At 65.0% G+C, this 18716-nt stretch carries 8 protein-coding genes; 2 read left to right on the plus strand and 6 right to left on the minus strand.

The features are described from left to right. Positions 1-7: 7 nt before the first annotated feature. From ETX26_RS12345 to ETX26_RS12370, 6 genes are all read right to left on the minus strand, one after another. Positions 8-2386, minus strand: coding sequence for a GH92 family glycosyl hydrolase (locus ETX26_RS12345; RefSeq protein ID WP_191984716.1), 2379 nt, complete (start codon positions 2384-2386; stop codon positions 8-10). A 2-nt stretch (positions 2387-2388) separates the two neighbouring features. Then, positions 2389-3450 (minus strand): glycoside hydrolase family 43 protein, encoded by a 1062-nt coding sequence (locus ETX26_RS12350; RefSeq protein WP_225425763.1) that lies wholly within the window; start codon positions 3448-3450, stop codon positions 2389-2391. Between the two features lie 127 nt (positions 3451-3577). After that, positions 3578-6568, minus strand: coding sequence for a TonB-dependent receptor (locus ETX26_RS12355; RefSeq protein ID WP_129524967.1), 2991 nt, complete (start codon positions 6566-6568; stop codon positions 3578-3580). A gap of 200 nt (positions 6569-6768) precedes the next feature. After that, a complete protein-coding gene (locus ETX26_RS12360) occupies positions 6769-8703 on the minus strand; it encodes a glycoside hydrolase family 2 protein (RefSeq protein WP_225425764.1) in 1935 nt (644 codons plus the stop codon). Between the two features lie 35 nt (positions 8704-8738). Then, positions 8739-11129, minus strand: a complete 2391-nt coding sequence (locus tag ETX26_RS12365) for a GH92 family glycosyl hydrolase (protein ID WP_225425765.1) — start codon at positions 11127-11129, stop codon at positions 8739-8741. A 218-nt stretch (positions 11130-11347) separates the two neighbouring features. Beyond that, positions 11348-12550: an ROK family transcriptional regulator gene (locus ETX26_RS12370; protein ID WP_129524968.1), complete on the minus strand. Its 1203-nt coding sequence runs from the start codon at positions 12548-12550 to the stop codon at positions 11348-11350. Positions 12551-12911: 361 nt separating this feature from the next. Here ETX26_RS12370 and ETX26_RS12375 point away from each other — a divergent pair, with 361 nt between their 5' ends. Next, entirely contained in the window at positions 12912-13727 is an 816-nt protein-coding gene (locus ETX26_RS12375; RefSeq protein WP_129524969.1) for a type I phosphomannose isomerase catalytic subunit, read from the plus strand. Positions 13728-14172: 445 nt separating this feature from the next. Continuing rightward, positions 14173-18543: a BapA/Bap/LapF family large adhesin gene (locus ETX26_RS12380; protein WP_129524970.1), complete on the plus strand. Its 4371-nt coding sequence runs from the start codon at positions 14173-14175 to the stop codon at positions 18541-18543. The last annotated feature ends 173 nt before the right edge of the window (positions 18544-18716 follow it).

Below are 18716 nucleotides of genomic sequence, written 5' to 3' on the forward strand. Positions count from 1 at the left end.
GCCGCGGTCACTGACCGGCGGGCGCGCTCATCGAGAAGGGCGCGGCGTCCTTGCCGGCACCCCATTGCTTGTTGGGTTCGGGTCCCATCACGAAAGTGAGCGTGCCGCCCTGCTGCAGCGCCTCGCGGTCGAGCCAGGTCACCTCGTGCGGCTGGCCGTTGAACGTCACCGACTGGATATAGACGTTCTCGTCGCTGTTGTTCTCCGCAATGATCGTCAGCGCCTTGCCATTGGGCATGGTCAGATCGACCCGGTCGAACAGCGGACTGCCGATCGCGTACTCGCCGACCGCCGGCGTCACCGGATAGAAGCCGAGCGCGGAGAAGACGTACCAGGCCGAAGTCTGGCCGTTGTCCTCGTCGCCCGGGTAGCCGATCGGCCCATGCGAGTAGAGCTTCTCGAGCACGTTGCGCACATGGTACTGCCCCTTCCACGGCGCGCCGGCCCAGTTGTAGAGGTAGATCATGTGCTGGATCGGCTGGTTGCCGTGGGCATACTGGCCCATGTCGACGATCTGCATCTCGCGGATCTCGTGGATCGTCTGGCCGTAGTAGCTGTCGTCGAAGATCGGCGGGGTGGTGAAGATCGAATCGAGCCGCTCGACGAATTTCTGGTCCCCGCCCATCAGGTCGATCAGACCCTGAACGTCCTGCATCACCGACCAGCTATAGTGCAGCGCATTGCCTTCGGTGAACGCGTCGCCCCACTTGTACGGGTTGAATGGCGTGGCCCAGCTTCCGTCCTGATTGCGGCCGCGCATCCAGCCGCTCTCGGCGTCATAGAGATTGCGGTAGTTCTGTGCCTGCTTGGCGTACTTCCGGGCATCCTCGGTCTTGCCCAGTGCCGCGGCGAGCCGCGACAGCGCGAAGTCGGCCGTCGCATATTCGAGCGTGCGCGCGGCATTCTCGTTGATGCCGACGTCGTAAGGCACGTAGCCGAGGCGGTTGTAGTACTCGACTCCTTCGCGCCCGACTGCGTTGATCACCCGTCCCCGGTCGTCGCGCGGACGGCCTTCGGACGTGGTCGCGTTCTTGACCATCGCCTCGTAGAGCTTCTCGACATCGAATCCTCGCACACCGTTGAGGTAGGTGTCGGCGATGATGATCGCCGAGTTCGAGCCGATCATCACGTTGCGGTGACCGGGGCTCGCCCATTCCGGGAGCCAGCCCGATTCCTCGTAAGTGTTGACCAGCCCCTGCATCACCTTGCTGTCGAAGTCGGGATACATCAGCGCGAAGAACGGGAAGACCGCGCGCCAGGTGTCCCAGAAGCCGTTGTCGGTGTAGAGATAGCCGTCCTCGACCTTGCCGTTGTAGGGGCTGTAGTGGACGGTCTCTCCGTCCGCCGTGATCTCGTGCAGCGGCCGCGGGAACAGCAGCATGCGGTAGAGGGCCGAGTAGAACGTCTTGCGGTTGTCGAGATCGGAATCGGTCACGCGGATGCGGGACAGTTCCTTCTCCCACTCGGCCCGCGCTGCGGCTTCGGTCTGTTCGAAGCTCTTGCCGCCGACCTCGCGCTCGAGGTTGAGCAGTGCCTGCTCGGGGCTGATGAAGGACGAGGCGACCTTGACGCCGACCTGGTCGCCCTTCTCGGTCTTGAAGCTGACGACCGCGCCGACATGCCCGCCTTCGCTCTTGAGCTCGTCGTGCAGCTGGAAGTTCTCGTCCCAGGTCCGGGTGACGGTGAAATCCCGGTCGAACTCGAGCACGAAGTAGTTGTGGAAGTTGTCCGGCACCCCGCCGCTGTTGTTGCGGACATAGCCGGTGATGCGGCGACGCTTCGGGTCGATCGTCACCATCGAGCCTTCGTTGTAGGCATCGAGGACGATGTGCGCGTCGTCACTCTCGGGGAAGGTGAAGCGGAACTGCGCCGCACGGCTGGTCGGCACGACCTCCGCCGTCACGTCGTGGTCCGCGAGGTAGACCTGGTATTTGTAGGGCTTGCTCACCTCGGCCATGTGGCTGAACCACGAGGCGCGCTCTTCCTGCTTGATGCGAACCGGGCCGGTGACCGCCATCAGCTCGAACGCGGCATAGTCGTTCATCCAGGGGCTGGGCTGGTGGGTCTGCTTGATGCCGCTGATCTTGTGCGCGTCGTAGGTATAGCCCCAGCCGCTGCCCATCTCGCCGGTGACCGGGGTCCAGAAGTTCATGCCCCACGGCACCGCGACGGCGGGATAGGTGTTGCCGTATGACAGCGCGAATTCGCTGTCGGTCCCCATCAGCGGATTGACGAGATCGACCAGCGCCTCGCCTTCGCCCGCATTCCGCTGCGCGCTCTGGGCCGCCGCAGGCAGCGGCAGCGAGAGGCTCACCGCAAGCAGCATCGTGGTCGCGCCGCGCAGGGTGCGGCTCAGGCTGTTTCTCAAGGTTTCCCTCCCCATCATCGTTAGTTCGAGCCCGCCGCCGCCAGCGGCCGCGGATCGACGCCTTCGTTGGTCATCACGACCGGACGGATCGTTCCGTCTTCGTTGAAATACATGCGGTCGATCGCGATCTGCCGGTGCTCGCCCCGATCGGTATCCAGCGGGCGGCGGTGATAGGCGATATACCACTCATCGGTCCCGGGCACATTGACCATCGAATGATGGCCCGCGCCGCGCGCAATGCTGAAATCCTGCTCGAGAATGACGCCCTTGGGCTCGAACGGCCCCGTCGGGCTCGGCCCCATCGCATAGGCGACGCGGTAGTCCGGGCCGGTCCAGCCGCCTTCGGACCACATCAGGTAGTAGATGCCGTTCCGCTCGACCATGAACGATCCCTCGACATAGCCGGGCGGCGTGATCTCCTTGAACATCGTGCCGTCCTCGAACGGCACGATCGAGGTCAGATCGTCGCCCAGGCGCACGACGTTGCAGTGCTTCCAGCCGCCGTAATAGAGATAGTGCTGGCCGTCCTTGTCGCGGAACACGAACTGGTCGATCGGCTGTGCGCCGTTGTGGAACTTGCCGATGAGCGGCTTGCCGATCGCATCCTTGAACGGCCCCGCGGGGCTGTCGCTGACCGCGACGCCGATCCCGCCGAGCTGATCGTCCGACTGGATGTCGTTGGCGCCGAAGAAGAGATAGTACTTGCCGTCCTTCTCGATCGCCGACGGCGCCCAGACGGCGTAGGCCGCCCACTCGACGTTCTCGACGTCGAGGACATGACTGTGCTTGGTCCAATTGACCAGATCGGGCGAGGAGAAGGCGTTGAAGAAGGTCTGGATGTAATAGGAGGGCCGCAGTGCCTGCTGTTTGCGGAGCTCCTGCTGCTTCTCGCTGAAATGCTCCGACACGTCGGGCGTTTCGGTGTGATCCGAGTACGTCGGATAGATCCAGTAGCGGTCGCCGAAAACCCGTATTTCGGGATCGGCGTACCACCCCGGAACGACCGGGTTCTCGGCCGCTGCGGGACCGCCCCAGACGAGCGTCGCCGCAACCAGAACCGACTTCAACCAACCGCGCGTCACGACCCTCTCCTTGCCCGCCGATCCGCGCGGGCCATGTAGTGAAAATCCCGGCTCTCCCTTATCCCCGAAAAAGGGGGGTGGCTCCTTTCGGAGCCACCCAGGGGGGAGAGAATGGCAGGCGCCTGCCTCAGAAGTTGTAGGACAAGCCGATGTAGGCGCGCCGACCGAAGTAATTGTTACGGTAGAAGCGGTCGTCAGTGTCGTTGCCGAGATGCATGCTCTCCTCCGACTTGGTCAGATTGATGACTGCCGCGGTGAGGAGCAGATTGTCGAACAGCTCGTACGACGCGTTGAGGTCGATCTGCTCGTACGGATCGGTGTAGACGTTCAGGCCCGAAGCGAGCCCGCCGACGACTTCGCCACGACGGTTGTACGATGCACGCAGGAGCAGCCGGTCGGTTTCATAGAACACCGATGCGTTGAGCTGCGTCTTCGAACTGCCGACCAGGGCGGATTCGCCGACCTTCTCGCCATCGAGCGTAATGTCGGCAACCGAAGTGTCGTTGTAGGTGAAGTTCACTTGCGCGCCCAGGCCGAAAGGCAGAGTGTGCTGGGCGTAAACTTCGACGCCCTGCGATACCGCATCCGAGCCATTGGCGACAGTTGAGTAGGGCTGGATCAGCACCACCTCGCCGGCGACCTCGCGCTCCACGTCGAGCACCAACGGCACGATGAAGTCCGACACGTCCTTGCGGAATACGGTGGCGCCAACCACCGAACCGGGCCGGAAGTACCACTCGACGCCGAGATCGTACTGCCAGGCAGAGAAAGGCTTCAGCTCGGCATTGCCGCCGCCGCCGGACCAACCCTCGAACTCGCCGAACTCGTTTCGGTCGAACGCATATGCGGCCGAGCGGTAGGTGAGTGAACGCGAGCCGGCGAGATCGCCGAACGCGGGGCGTGCGATCACTTTGGCGACCGCGCCGCGGACCAGCAGCGTGTCGGTGACTTCGTAGACGAGGTTCAGGCTGGGGAGCCAGTCGGTGTAGTTCTTCGACTCCTCGACTCGCGTGTTGATGATTTCCCGACGCTCTTCGAGCGGGATCACGTCGCAGTTGCCGTCGGGGCCCAAGGGCTTGTTAGGGTCGAACGGACCGCCGGGCCCGTCGACACAGTAGTCGTTGAGATACTCGAGGCGATCCGAAGTCACACCCGACTGCTTCGTGTTTGCGACCCTCAAGCCGATGTTGCCGCGCAGACCGCCGGTCTCGAAGTTCGCCTGAACGTAGCCCGCCCAGACGCGCTCGGTAATATTGTAGAGATTATTCGGCTCCGGCACACGGACCGACGGGCCGTAGGTCGAATTGATGTAGTCCAGATAGCGATTGAAATCGATGCCGGGGAACAGGTTCGCATCGAACCCCCCGGTGATATTGCCCATCGGCTGATCGTAGAAATACTCCGGCCGGGCGATCGCACCCTCCGGCGTGTCCTGATAGCGCAACTCTGTTGCGGGGTCGGCGTACCATTCGTTGCGGCCGGTCTCGCGCTGGATGTTGAGCTCCCGCCACTTCGCGCCGACCTGGATCGAACTCAGGAAATTGTCGAAGTGTCGCGTCATGTCGAGCTGTGCATAGCGCTGCTCAAGCTCGCTGTTGGTGAAGCCCGAACCGGTCGAGCCGATGTCGATCTGCGCGATCCCGTTCTTGATGTTCTCCTGCAGCTCTGGCGAGAACTCCATATTGAGATCGCCGCCCGTGAAATCCCAGGCGCTGTAGAAGTTGCCGTTCTGCTCCGCACCGGTGGTGGTCAGACGAGGCTTTGCAGCAACGCCGAAGCGCATCGACGGGCCGCCGGTGGCCCGCGTCTTGCCGAACTTTGCCACCGCTTCAAAGCGATCGCCTTCGTACGCCACCTCTGTTTCGAATGTGTTCGAGACCTGCTTTTCGCGGCTGTAAGTGCCGGCGAGCTGCGGGGTCTCCATCGTGCAGGGTGGGGTGTTCGCGAGGCATTCCATTCCCGCCGGCGGCACCTCAAAGGCGGCCGACTGGAAGATGGTTCCGCTCGGATCGAAGGTCGGCCCGGTGAAGAAGTTCCCGTAGCCCCACTCGGGGATCTTCAGCACGTTGCTGACGAAGTCGCTGCTGTACTCGAAGCGGAAGTAGTTGGAGGTGACGGTGACGTTGTCGAACGGCCGCACCTGCATGGTCGCCTGAATGCCGTAACGCTCGCGCTTCTGGTCGAAGACTTCGGTGTTCACCGACTGCGGCGCCCAGTAGCCCGAGTAGTGCTCACCATCGCGCGTGGTCACGCCCTGACCGGGCCAATAGGAGATGGCGTCGTCGTTCGCGAAGGGATTGCCGTTGACGTCGGTGGCCGGCGTGATGATGTTACCGTCGTCGTCGCGGTCGCTCCACCAGCGCCAGGTCTCGGTGTAGCCGCGCAGCTCGCGGTTCGACCGCTCCTGGTAGACGCCGCCGACGAGGAAGCCGAGCGTTTCGGCATCGTTCTTCCACGAGACCTGTGCGGCGAGCTGCGGCTCGAACTTCTCGGTCGTATCGGAGTACGTCCCCTCGACCGAGGCGAAACCCGACCAGGCATCGAGGTCGAGCGGGCGCCGCGTGTTGAGGATGATCGTCCCGCCGACGCCGCCTTCTTCGAGCCGCGCTTCGGGCGACTTGTAGACTTCGGTGCTCGCGATGAAATTCGACGGCAGCATCACGTAGTTGAACGAGCGCTGCGGATCGCCGCTGTCGGCGCCAGCCAAGAAGTTGCCGTTGAGCAGCGTGAGCGTGAGGCCGGGCTGCAAGCCGCGAATGCTGACCCGGCTGCCTTCGCCGCCGTCGCGGGTGATCACGACGCCAGGCACGCGCTGCAACGCGTCGGCGACGTTCTTGTCGGGGAACTTGCCGATGTCTTCTGCGGTGATCACGTCGACGAGCGCGTTCGCTTCCCGCTTCTGGCGCAGGCTCTCTTCGATCGATTCGCGATAGCCGGTGACGACGATCTCGCCGCCGGTGTCGGCGGAAGTCGTGCCCTGCTGCTGATCCGGCGAACTCGGCGCCGCGGTCTGTGCATGGGCCGTTCCCGCAAAGCCGACAACTACGCTGACCGACAGCATCAGCTCGCGTGCGAGCCGTCCGTTGCCGTAGCGCCGTGGAACCTGCCTGTTACTCATGTCCGACATTCCTCCCTGCTGTGGGAGCTTGAGCTCCCCTTCCTGTTCGCCGGACCACCCACACGAGACTGCGCGAGTCGCCCGAACGCCATCTCAGAATAAAAAAATCAATTTTCCAATTAAATTCGCACACAGCTCGACCGATTTTTGGCTGCGTGGGCCGCACGTCTGGCCCCGGGGCTTTCCGTCGACCACAGCGTTCATCGTCCACCTCCCTCATCCAAGAGCGGAGCTGCAATTTCGGCGAGTGTTTCTGGCGGTGCCTTCGGAACTGCCCGATCGTAAGTGAGCAGGCCGTTGATCTCGTCCTCGACGTCGGTGGTCTGGGTATAGACCGCGGCGCTGAGGCCGTGCTCCTTGGCCTGGTGGATCACCGCCTCCAGCTTGCGGCGATAGCGGGCAACGTAGTCGGCTTCGTCGGTGGCCGTCTGATAGCCCCAGTTGCGTTCGCTCTTGCGCCAGAGATGCCCTTCGACGGGCAGGCCGATGCCGCCATATTCGCCGAGCACGATCGCGCGGTTGCTCTTGCGCTCGGGTGTCCTCGGCTCGTCCTCGTACGTGTGGATGTCGAACACGTCGGATACTTCGGGCGCAACGTCGAGCCAGCCGCTGTCGGCATTGACCAGCCGGCTCGGATCGATCCCCTTCACCAGCTTGGTCAGAGTCTCGGAATCGTACTGGCCCCAGCCTTCGTTGTTGATCACCCACATCACGATCGACGGGAAAGCGCGGAAGTCGCCGATCATGCGGGTGAGTTCGTCCTGATGCTGCGCCATCGTGTCAGACGAGAGCACTGCCTGGCTTTTGCTGGTACCGGTGACGAACTGGTCCTCGCCGCCGCCCGAAGGCATATCCTGCCAGACCAGCATGCCGAGACGGTCCGCATCATAGTAGTAGCGCGCTGGCTCGGTCTTGATGTGCTTGCGGACCATGTTGAAGCCGGCCTTCTTGAGGAAGGCCAGGTCGCTCACCATCGCCTCTTCCGAAGGCGGCGTGTAGAGCCCGTCCGGCCACCAGCCCTGGTCGAGTGTGCCGTGCTGGAAGTAAGGCTCGTTGTTGAGCAGGATCACGGGCTGGCCGTGCACCGGACCGGGACCGACCGAAATCTTGCGCATGCCGAAATAGGTCTCGACCCGGTCGCGCGGCGCGCCGACGACTTGAGCCGCGGCATAGGTGTTCTGCTCGCGTTCGGTGAAACGCGCGTCGTAGGACACGCGGTTGCGGTCCTCCATCCCGGCATAGGGATCGCGCACCGTGACCAGTTCGGCGGTCAGATCGTAGAGGAACGGGTCCTCTGGCGACCAGAGCCGCGCATTCGGGATCTCAAGCGTCGCATGGCGGTTGGCACGGATCACCGTCGAGGCGATTGTCTTGCCGCCAGCGCTCGCGGTCAGGCGCACCGCGTCGGTGTCGTCGGCCCAGCCGTTCAGCGCCACGTCGACTTCGATCACGCCGCGGTCGATGTCGGGCGTGGCGCGCACATCGGCGATATGAAGCTTCGGCACCGGCTCGAGCCAGACCGTCTGCCAGATGCCGCTGACTGCGGTGTACCAGATGCCCGCCGGCTCGAGGATCTGCTTGCCGCGCGGCTGCGTGCCGGCGCTCGTCGGGTCGGCGACCTGGATCAGCAGTTCGTTCTCGCCGCTACGAAGAAAGGGGGTGATGTCCAGCCCGAAGGCGTCGAAGCCGCCCGTGTGCGAGCCGGCCAGGGCACCGTTGACCCAGACATGCGCCTCGTAATCGACCGCACCGAAGTTCAGCATCACGTTCTGGCCGGCCCAATCGGCGGGAACGGTGAAGCTGCGGCGGTACCAGATCCGATCTTCGGGCCCGACTCTGCGAGCGACGCCCGAGAGGCGCGATTCGACTGCGAAGGGCACGAGAATCTGCCCGTCCATCCGCTCCGGCCGCACCAGGTCGGGCGAGGTGATCGCATAGTCCCACAGGCCGTTGAGGTTGAGCCAGGCATCGCGCTTGAGCTGCGGGCGCGGGTAGCTGCGCCAAGCGTTCTCGGGCGTGACCTCGCGGCCCCAGCTGGTCATCACCTCGCCGGTGAAGACCTTGTCGCTCGCGGGCTCCTGCGCCTCCAGCGCCGGCGCGGCGCCGAAGGCCGCGACGGCGCAGAAGAGCGCCATCAGAGCCCGAGAGCAAAGGAGTCCGATGGCCTGGCTCATCGTGCCGGCTCCGACATCGAAGGCGGCGCGGCACTCAGCGCGCTGCCCCAGTTCGGATTGGGCTGCGGCCCCATCGTCAGCACCAGACGTGCGCCGTCCTTGACGTCGTCGTGGCTGAACCACGGCTTGTTCCAGGGGCGGCCGTTCAGCGTCGCCGACTGGATGTAGAGGTTCTCGGCCGAATTGTTCTCCGCGACGATCTCCAGCGCCCCGCCGTTGCCCATGCTCAGGCTGACAGTGTCGAACACGGGGCTGCCGATGATGTAATGCGGCGTGGAGGGATCAACCGGGTAGAAGCCCATCGCGCTCATCGCGTACCACGACGAGGTCGCCCCTTGGTCGTCCATGCCGGGATAGCCGTAGCCGGCGGCATCGCTGCCGTAGAGCGTGTCGAGGATTTCCCGCACCAGCTTCTGGGTCTTCCAGGGTTGGCCGCTCCAGGCATAGAGATAGGGGGCGTGCTGGTCGGGCTGGTTACCTTGCACGTACTGGCCGAGCATGCCGGTGCAGTCGCGGCAGATGCCCTTCGGGTTGTAGGGCGTCTCGAAGAATTCATCGAGCTTGGCGTTGAACGCCTCGCGCCCGCCCAACAGATCTATGAGCCCCTGCACGTCGTGCGGCACCAGCCACAGCGTCGACCAGCCGGAGGCCTCCTTCATCATGAAGTTGTAGTAAGGCTCGCCCGGATCGAAGGGGGAAATCCAGTTCCCGTCCTCGGTCCGCCCGCGCATGAACCCGGTCGAGCTGTCAAAGACGTACCGGTAGTTGCCCGCACGCTGCAGGAACATGCGGTAATCATCCATCTTGCCGAGGCGCCGCGCCATCACCGCCAGGGCGTGGTCGTCCCAGGCATATTCGAGCGTCTTGTCGGCACCCGCTTTGCCGCCTGCGTAAGGCGGGCTGGGATTCCCTTCGGGCACGATGTCCGAGATCCAGCCCTTGGTCAGATACTCGTCCATGTAGCCGCGCGGCCCCTCGGGGTCAGTCGCGTTCTTGCGGAGATATTCGTAAGCCGCCTCGTAATCGAACGGGATGCCCCGTTCCATCGCGCCGAGGTAGAGGAACACCGCGTTGTCGCCGTGGAACGAGGTGTTCATGAACCCGCTCTCGCGCGCCATATCGAGTTCGGAACGCATGACGTCCTGCACCAGCTCGGGCTCCATCAGCTCGAGCAGCACGATCTGATTGCGGCCGGTGTCCCAGAACGGAACCGGGCTGTAGCGGTTGTAGGTCGCGGTCTTCACCTGGCCGTCACGGCCGGTGAAGGTGTCGCCCTTCTCCGCGACAAGGCGCGGGCTGGCGAAAGACTGGAACAGCGTCGAGTAGAACAGCTTGCGCTGCTTGGGCGTGCCCCCGGTGACCTGCACGCGGTCCAGCAGTTCCGCCCATTGCGCTCGCGCGGAATCGTGGACGCGCTGGAAATCCCAGCCGGGATTCTCCTCACGCAGGCGCTGCTCGGCCTCGGCATAGCTGTGGCCGTGCGCGATCTTCATCAGCACCTGCTCGCCCTGCTTGGTGGCGAAGGTGATGTAGGCCCCGGCATAGTTGCCGGAGATCTCGCGCCGGCCCGGCTCGACGTCCTTGGTGCCGATGCCCCAGCCCTTGTCCTCCAGGTTCGCGCGAAACGTGCCAAGCGCCGCGAAGGGCTTGGAAAATTCAGCCACGAAATAGGGTCCGTCGGCGCTGCGCCGCTTCTCGGCCGAGACGCCGCGCACCGTCCGGTCGCCGACGATCTCGACCTCGCCGCCTTCACGCGGCAGGTTGACGATTACGTTCGCCCGGTCTGTTTCGGGGAAAGTGAACCGCATCATGCTGGTCCACTGCGTGGCCGTCAGCTCCGCCTGGGTGCGGAAGGTGTCGAGATAGACCGAATAATAGCCGGGCGAGGCCTTCTCCCGAGCCTTGTCGTAGTACGACGGGGTGTAGGCGGGCGGCACCGTCCAGTCGCCGACCACCGGCATGATGAACGGCTTGGCATTGCCGCCGTAGGTCGCGCCACCGCCGCCGGTGAAGGCTATCATGGTGGGGTTCGGATAGTGGTAGGGCGCGGGGACGCCGTTGGGATAGGTAAGCTCGAGATTGACGTTTACCGGCGATGCCTCGACCGAACTGTGCGGCAGCCGCCCACCCGGCGAGGTCTGCCCGGAGTAGAGCGGCTCGCCCGGCGGCGGCGCGTTGCCGATCAAGTCGCGATCGTCGAGCGGGGCAGTGCCGACCAGCGGATCGGCGACATCGACAGGCGCGTTGCTCGACTGCGCGCCGTCATGCGTTTGCGCGAGGAGGGGTGCAGCGGCGAGACCCGCACCGGCCGCGAGTATTGCGATGGTCCGCATCCGGTTCGGGCTTCGCAATGCGCGAATCGTGAGCTGCGCGTGATCGTTCCTCATCAGTCCTCCTCTCCCGACGATCCCCTGCGATGAGGCTCTCGTCGAGCCGGGCGGATTTGCTCCGCTCCGGCTGTCGAACCGGGTTCTCGATTAATTAAATCATTTTGTCAAATGAAATGATCGGGAGCGCCGAGCTTCCGAGGCACGACCGATTTCTCGTCCGCCTTGTCAGCTGCGAGCGGAAGTTTCAGATCGAGAGTGGAAGCCTCTTCCGGGCACTAGACGCGCGCCGGTGCTTTCCAGAGCGCATTCGGCTTGGGCAGCAGGAAGTGGCTGAACGGCAGGATCGCGGCGCCGACCGCTGGAGCGTCTTCGGCGAGCATGGCCCGCTTGATCGGAGCAATCACGGGCGCGTTGGTCGCACGTTGCTGCAGCAGCGTGCCGAGATGGTCGGCCAGACGGTCGACATAAGGGCCCGGCAGGCGACCACCGATCAGCACCGCGGCGGGATTGATCAGGCAGTTGATTGCCGTCAGCGGCTCCACGAGCCGCTCGACTGCCTCTTCGATCCAGGCGTCGACGATCGGCTCGATCTTCTCGTTGCGCCCCTGCGATTGCAACATGTCGACGATGCTGAAACCTACCGCTTCCAGCGGGCGGGAGAGACCGGAAAGGGAGACGAAGTTCTGGATCTGGCTGCGCCCACCACGGCCATCGTCGCTCATCAGGAAGCCCAGCTCGCCGCTGCGCCCGTCCGCGCCCCGGAAGTAAGCGCCATCGATCACCAGGCCGCCGCCGAGCGCGGAAGATATCAGGACGTAAAAGAAACTGGAAAAACCCTGGCCGAGGCCAAGCTGAAGCTCGCCCATCGCCGCCGCTGCGGCATCGTTCTCGACGAATACCGGAAGGTTGAGCGGCTCGGCGAAAAGGCTCGCCACGTCCATACTCTCCCACTCGGCGTAAGCGACGGGGCGCCCGGGCAGGTCGACCAATCCCAGGTCGTCGGGCTGAGCAACGCCCACACCCACCAGCTGCGAAACGTCGATCTTCGCTCGCTTGAGAAGCGTCTCGACCGAACTTCGATAGAACGATCTGACCTCGTCCGGCAGCGCGAACTCCACCTCCCGCGACACACGAGCCAGCGTCTGGCCCAGGAAATTCACCACCACCATGGTCACATGATCGCGGTCGATGTTGACGCCGAGCGAATAACAGGCGTTCGGATTGACGATCAGCTTGGCGGGCGGCTGGCCGCGCCCGCCGCGCAGGCGCCCCGCCTCTTCGATCAGTCCTTCGGCGAGGAGGCGTTTGGTGATGTTCGCTATTGTCGCATGTGTGAGGCCTGTAATGTTTGCCAGGTCGACCCGGGTGAGCGGCCCGTTGACGCGGATCGCGTGGAGGGTGACGCGCTGGTTGTGGTCGGCCGCGCGCTCGAGATTGGTGCCTGACAGCCCGACGCGGGCGCGGGGGGCGGCAGTCATTCTCCGCCTCCGCGGCTGTAACTCGGCAGATCGGAAGATGGCGCGCCATCTGAAGGCTGAGGAAGAACGCGCGGCATCGCCACTGCCGGACGCGCCCGGAGAGTTGATCGCTGTGCTGACGCCAAAGGGCGAACTCCTCATCTCTTCTCGGAGCAGGCAACTGCCGCACGATCTGTCGCGCCACCCGAGGGGGTAGTGCCGCCGTAACCCGACAGACCGCGAGAGACCAGCGTGTTTAGCCCGCCACGCGGAAATATCCCAAATCATTTGGATTATTCAGGTGGTGCGGTTACAACCCTCGATCCATTAGGATGACCACCCCCGGCCGGGGCGACTCGCGCCGGTTCGCACCACGTGAGGGATTTTCGCGATGAAGCTCGCCGCGCGCCACGTTGAGAAGCCCTGGGGTCGCACTACGCTGCCGATACCGATCGACGGCCATGACGGCGGCGAGCGCGTCGGCGAGGTCTGGTTCACCCGCGGCGACGGGCAGCCGATGCCGTTGCTCGTCAAGCTGCTCTTCACCAGCGAGCGCCTCTCGATCCAAGTCCACCCTGACGACGAGCAGGCGCGGGACCGCGGGCTCCCGGCCGGCAAGACCGAATGCTGGTATGTGACCGCGGCGGAACCGGGTGCCGTGCTGGGGATCGGGACGCGCGAAGCTCTGGACGGCGACCGCCTCCGCGCCTTGGCCCTTGATGGCGGGATCGAGACGATGATGGACTGGAAGCCCGTCCGTCCCGGCGACTTCTTCCTTATCCCCGCGGGCACGGTCCACGCGATCGGCGCGGGCGTTTCCCTTGTCGAAGTGCAGCAGAATTCGGACGTCACCTACCGGCTCTACGACTACGGCAGGCCGCGCGAACTCCATCTCGACGACGGCGTCGCCGTGGCTCGCGCCGAACCCTATCCCGACGACCTCACCCTGCACACGGGTGACAGCAGGGAGGCGTGCCGGGTGCTCGCGCAGACCAGCCATTTCACAGTGGTGAAGGGCGTGGATGCGAAAGCGATCATGGCGTGCCTCGGCGCGGGCCCGGTCTGGATGGTGCCTATCGAAGGCGAGGTGACCTGCGGCGGCGATCGTGCAGCGCCGGGCGCGTGCCTTCTGGTCGAGGGAGACGAACCGAGTTTCGGCCCCGGAACGCTCGTGCTCGCGGCCGGCCGCTCCGCATAAGACAGCGTCGGTTCGCGCCGCCGGCGAGACATCCCGGCGCCGCGCCCCCAGGTCGATGCCGCCGACGCGCTAATTCTGGCGCCCTCCTCCGCCCGCCTGGCGGCACGAAGGCTGGGAGAACGCCTCCGCACCCGAATCATCTCACCCCGGGGCGCGCCCGTACGATGGGCGCAGGGACGGCAAGATCCTGCAAGACGCGGCCCGCCCTTCGCGACCGGCTGAGGTCAAGATAGACTTTTGCGCGGAGCCGCCCTCGGTAGATCACAAGTAACTATTCCGAAAGCGGAACGATTACGCCGTGATCTGTTGCGGACTCAAATATCGTCGCTACGATAACAAATAGAAATCCAAGAACTTGCACGTGAACTTGTTAGTTCACGCCGCTTAACTGCGCGCACGGTAAATATTGGGGTTGCGTCCGTTCGGGTAAACAGGGGAGTTGCACATGGCTGCCGAAGTTTATGACAAGGCTACGGGCGAGAGCCGTTCCGTTCCGCTGGACTCGATCGATCTAAGTGGTCCGAGCGTCGTCAAGTTGCAGCTCGAGCGCGCCGATATTGCCAGCCTCGAACGCGAGGGCGACGATCTCCTGATCCGCCTCAAATCGGGCGAAGTCATCCGGATAGCGAATTTCTATGGGCTGACCGACTACAGCGAAGTCGTGCTCGAAGAAGCCGACGGGTCGATGTGGGTCGCCAGGCCCGGTGACGGCGTACAGTTCTACGAACTCGGCGAGGTCGGCGACCTCTTTACGCAGGTCGCCGCCGGATCGGCCGAAGCGAGTGGAGCCGGCGCAGGCGTGGTTCTGCCTCTGGCTGGTCTCCTTGGAGCGGCCGGAATCGCCGCCGCCGCAGGCGGTGGTGGCGGTGACGACTCGGACGCTGATGCCGACGCGGACGCTGATGCTGACGCCGACGCGGATGCGGACGCGGACGCTGACGCCGATGCCGACGCCGATGCGGACGCGGACGCTGACGCCGATGCTGACGCGGACGCCGATGCAGACGCTGACGCCGATGCCGACGCGGATGCGGACGCGGACGCTGATGCCGATGCAGACGCTGACGCCGATGCCGATGCCGATGCCGACGCTGATGCCGACGCTGATGCTGATGCGGACGCGGACGCCGATGCGGATGCTGACGCCGACGCCGACGCGGATGCGGACGCGGACGCTGACGCCGATGCAGACGCTGACGCCGATGCCGACGCGGATGCGGACGCGGACGCTGACGCCGATGCCGATGCAGACGCTGACGCCGATGCCGACGCGGACGCGGATGCCGACGCGGATGCTGACGCCGATGCTGACGCGGACGCCGATGCTGACGCGGACGCCGATGCGGATGCTGACGCCGACGCCGATGCCTTCGACGATACGGCCACGGTGGAATTCCCGCTGACGGTCGAGACGACGACCGACAGCGAGAGCACGACCTATGTCCTGGCGGTTGGAACGTTCAGCGAGGCCTACGACTTCACGGTCGCCGCCGGCGCTGAAACCGATGCCACGTTCACGCTAACCGCGGACAGCCTGGCAACCGTACTCTCGGGCGTCGAGTTCACACTCCAGAGGGAGCAGCCCGACGGATCCTACGAGGACGTCGCCAGCACGTCCGGAGGCGGCCTGCTCGACCTGCTGTCGCTCGACGTGCTTGCCGACAATCAGGTTCAAGTCACGGCCGACGACCTCCCTCCCGGTAACTATCGGGTGGTCTACGAAGGCGGCGGCCTGCTGTCGCTGGGCATCACGCTCACCCTCGATGCCGAGTTCAACACCACCACGGTGGACGGGGATCCGGTGAACGGCAACGTGCTCGCAAACGATGTGGACGCGGGCGAGGCGGTGCTGGAAATCGATACGGGCGACGGCAGTTTCGCCGCCGTGACCGACGGCCTCGTCGTCGCGGGCGAATACGGTACGCTCGTCATCAATGCTGACGGAAGCTACACCTACACCCCCAATGATGAGGCTGTGGGCGTGGGCGAGACGGAGGTGTTCACCTACCGGCTCGTGAATCCCGACGGAAGCAGCGATACGGCGACGCTCACGATCAACCTGGTGGAGGCCGACACCACACCGCCCGACGCTCCGACCGCGGACGTGGACGATGCGACCGGCACCACGGTGACCGGCAGCGGCGAGGTCGGCGCAACGATCACCGTCTACGCTCCCGACGGTACGACCGAGCTTGGAACCGGCACGGTCGGGGCAGACGGCACCTACAGTGTGACGATCCCGGCGCAGACCAATGGTGAGGACCTTCTGGTCACCGCTACCGATGCCGCGGGCAACGAGTCCACGCCCGCCACGGCCGAGGCACCCGACCTCACGCCGCCGGCAGCGCTTGAAACCGCCCTCGAAACCGATACCGGCGTCGATGGCGACGGCATCACCAGCGACGGCACCGTCGGAATCAGCGGTCTCGAGGACGGAGCGTCCTGGGAGTACTCAACCGACGGCGGCACAAACTGGGTGGCCGGTACGGGCACCAGCTTCGAACTGGCCGTCGGCGAATATGCCGCCGGTGAGGTGCAGGTCCGTCAGACGGACGCGGCGGGCAACACCGGACCGAGCGCTCAACTCGGCGCCGTGACGGTGGCGGCTCTCCTGGCGGTGGACGATACGGCCACGGCGGACCTGGGGACCAGGGACTCGGTTACCCAAGCACCCGTGGCGGACGACAATCTGCAGGTTCTCGGCCTGCTCGACGACGGCAACGCGACCAACAGCCTCGCAATCTCCGTCGCCGAAGGAACCTCGGGCGATGTCGCTATCGAGGTCAGCCAGACGTCGCTGCTCGCAGTGGCGGACGCCTTCAACGTCGAGATCTACGACGCGGCGGGCGAGCTGGTCGGGGTCCTGACCACCGGCAACGATCCGCTGCTTGGCGACGTGGCCGGACTGGGCGTGCTCGGCGTGACGAGCGACAACACGCTCGTCGCAAACGTGACCGGGCTCGAACCGGGCGACTACACGATCGTGGTCCGCAAGGGCGAAAGCACTCTGGGTAGCCTGCTCGACACCGACGGCAACGGCCTGTCGCTGGAAGAACTCGGCGAAGGGGGCGTGGTCCTCGGGACGGAAAACCAGGCGCTCGTCCTCGATGCGGTCGAGACGGCGCTGAACGGCGAGATCCTGCCGGGGCTCGGACTTCCGCTGGGGACCGTCGTCAGGAACCTCCTGGAGCCGGTGCTCGACACCACCACCAGTCTCGGTGCGGGTGAGCTGGTGGAAGTCCTGACGGACGGCCTCAACTCGCTGGGTCTGGGCGCATCTCTCGATGCGGTCCTCGGGGCGGTCACGGAGGCGCTGCTCAGCAACACGCTGACGGTCATCCAGGACACTTCGGTCACGGCGACCGTCACCGAGCACAGCTTCTCAGGCGTCGGCACACCGGTCACCGGGAACGTGATCGATCCCGACGCCGCCGGTAGCGGGGAGGCGGGCGAGGACACCGCCGTTCCCGGCACGGCCGTGACACAGGTCGAGAACGGTGCCGGCGAGGTGCAAGCGGTCACCGATGGCAGCGCGACGATCGAGGGCGCCTACGGGACGCTCGTCATCAATGCCGACGGTTCCTACAGCTACACGGCGAACGGCGACTCCGCCTCGATCGGACTGTCCGACGTGTTCACCTACACCATCTCGGATGGCACCAACTCGGTCGAGGCGACGCTCACGGTCGAGGGCGCGGGTGAACAGGTGGCCGACGATACGGCGCAGGCCGGGATCGAGTACGAGTACGAGGTGACCGCGGGCGATCCGATGCCCGATGCGGTAGACTACGCGTGGACCGGAGTTCTGCTCGGCGCGCCGATCGGCACGAGCGGGGATCTCGTCAGCGACAGCTTCATCGTCGCTGCCGACACCACCCAGGACGTGACGCTCGCCGTGGATGCCGGAAGTCTCCTCGGCGTGGGCGGCGGCGTCACGGTCTTCGTCGAGATGCTGGACACGGCGAGCGGCACCTGGACCACCTACGCCAGCTACAGCGGCGGCCAGCTACTGAGCCTGCTGGGCAGTGGCGGCACCGGTGACATCCTCGTTCCCGACGTTCCGGCGGGCGAGTACCGGGTCCGGGCCGACGTCGACTTCGGCCTGGTCGCGGTCGCCGGCGGCGTTAACATCGACGTCACCTCGACGGTCACTCATCTCGACAGCTTCCTCGTCGGCCAGACTTTCCCGGCCGAAGGCGATCTGTTCGCGAACGACCTGCTCGGCGACGTGGATCCGCCGCTGGCGATCTCGGCTGATGGGGTGACCTTCACTGAAGTAGCGAGCGGCACTCCGGTGACCATCCAGGGCACCTACGGCGCGCTGGAGGTCAATGCCGACGGCACCTACACCTACACGCCCAACACGACGGCGCACCTGACCGAACCGGCGCTCGATACCTTCGAGTACCAGGTCACGCTGCCGTCGGGCGAGGTGGAAGAGGGCACGCTCGAGGTGACCGTCCAGCCCTCCGGCGCCGGGGTGCCCGACACCGATGCGGCGGCCTTCATGGGCATGTTCGCGGCCGAGGCGATCCCGCTCGATCTGGCAGATATCGACGGCAGTGAGAACATCGCTGCGATCGGCGAGACCGGGTTCCCCGAGTTCGACCTGCTCGAAGGACGGGGCACGCTTGAGGAAGTCCTCGATCGCTATCTGTCGGGAAGTGGCGAGGATGCACCGATGGCTTCGGCCACGAAGCCGGCGGAAGAGATCGCGCTCGTACAGGCGGCCTCGGGTCCCGTGCAGGATCCGCTCGGGTATCTGAGCGCCGAGCAGAGGGACGAACTCGACGGCAATAATCTCTCGGTTGTCTAATCGACTGTAATCTCACGGGGCTCGCGCCAGCTGGCGCGGGCCCTTGTCGTCGCGCTTACGAGTGAGAATGTGTGAAGTGTGATCGTGCGAAGCGGGGGAATGGGCGGCTTGTCGCAGTCGGATGGGCCTGCGGACTCTGTCTACCGTCGTACCTGGCGGCTTCACCTCCTGAA

This window comes from Pelagerythrobacter rhizovicinus, from assembly GCF_004135625.1.
Taxonomy (GTDB): domain Bacteria; phylum Pseudomonadota; class Alphaproteobacteria; order Sphingomonadales; family Sphingomonadaceae; genus Pelagerythrobacter; species Pelagerythrobacter rhizovicinus.

What these genes read in the sequence shown, in the direction of transcription:
- ETX26_RS12345 (WP_191984716.1), bottom strand. Translation starts at nt 2,386, where the DNA reads ATGATGGGGAGGGAAACCTTGAGAAACAGCCTGAGCCGCACCCTGCGC.
- ETX26_RS12355 (WP_129524967.1), bottom strand. Translation starts at nt 6,568, where the DNA reads ATGAGTAACAGGCAGGTTCCACGGCGCTACGGCAACGGACGGCTCGCA.
- ETX26_RS12360 (WP_225425764.1), bottom strand. Translation starts at nt 8,703, where the DNA reads ATGGCGCTCTTCTGCGCCGTCGCGGCCTTCGGCGCCGCGCCGGCGCTG.
- ETX26_RS12365 (WP_225425765.1), bottom strand. Translation starts at nt 11,129, where the DNA reads ATGAGGAACGATCACGCGCAGCTCACGATTCGCGCATTGCGAAGCCCG.
- ETX26_RS12370 (WP_129524968.1), bottom strand. Translation starts at nt 12,550, where the DNA reads ATGACTGCCGCCCCCCGCGCCCGCGTCGGGCTGTCAGGCACCAATCTC.
- ETX26_RS12380 (WP_129524970.1), top strand. Translation starts at nt 14,173, where the DNA reads ATGGCTGCCGAAGTTTATGACAAGGCTACGGGCGAGAGCCGTTCCGTT.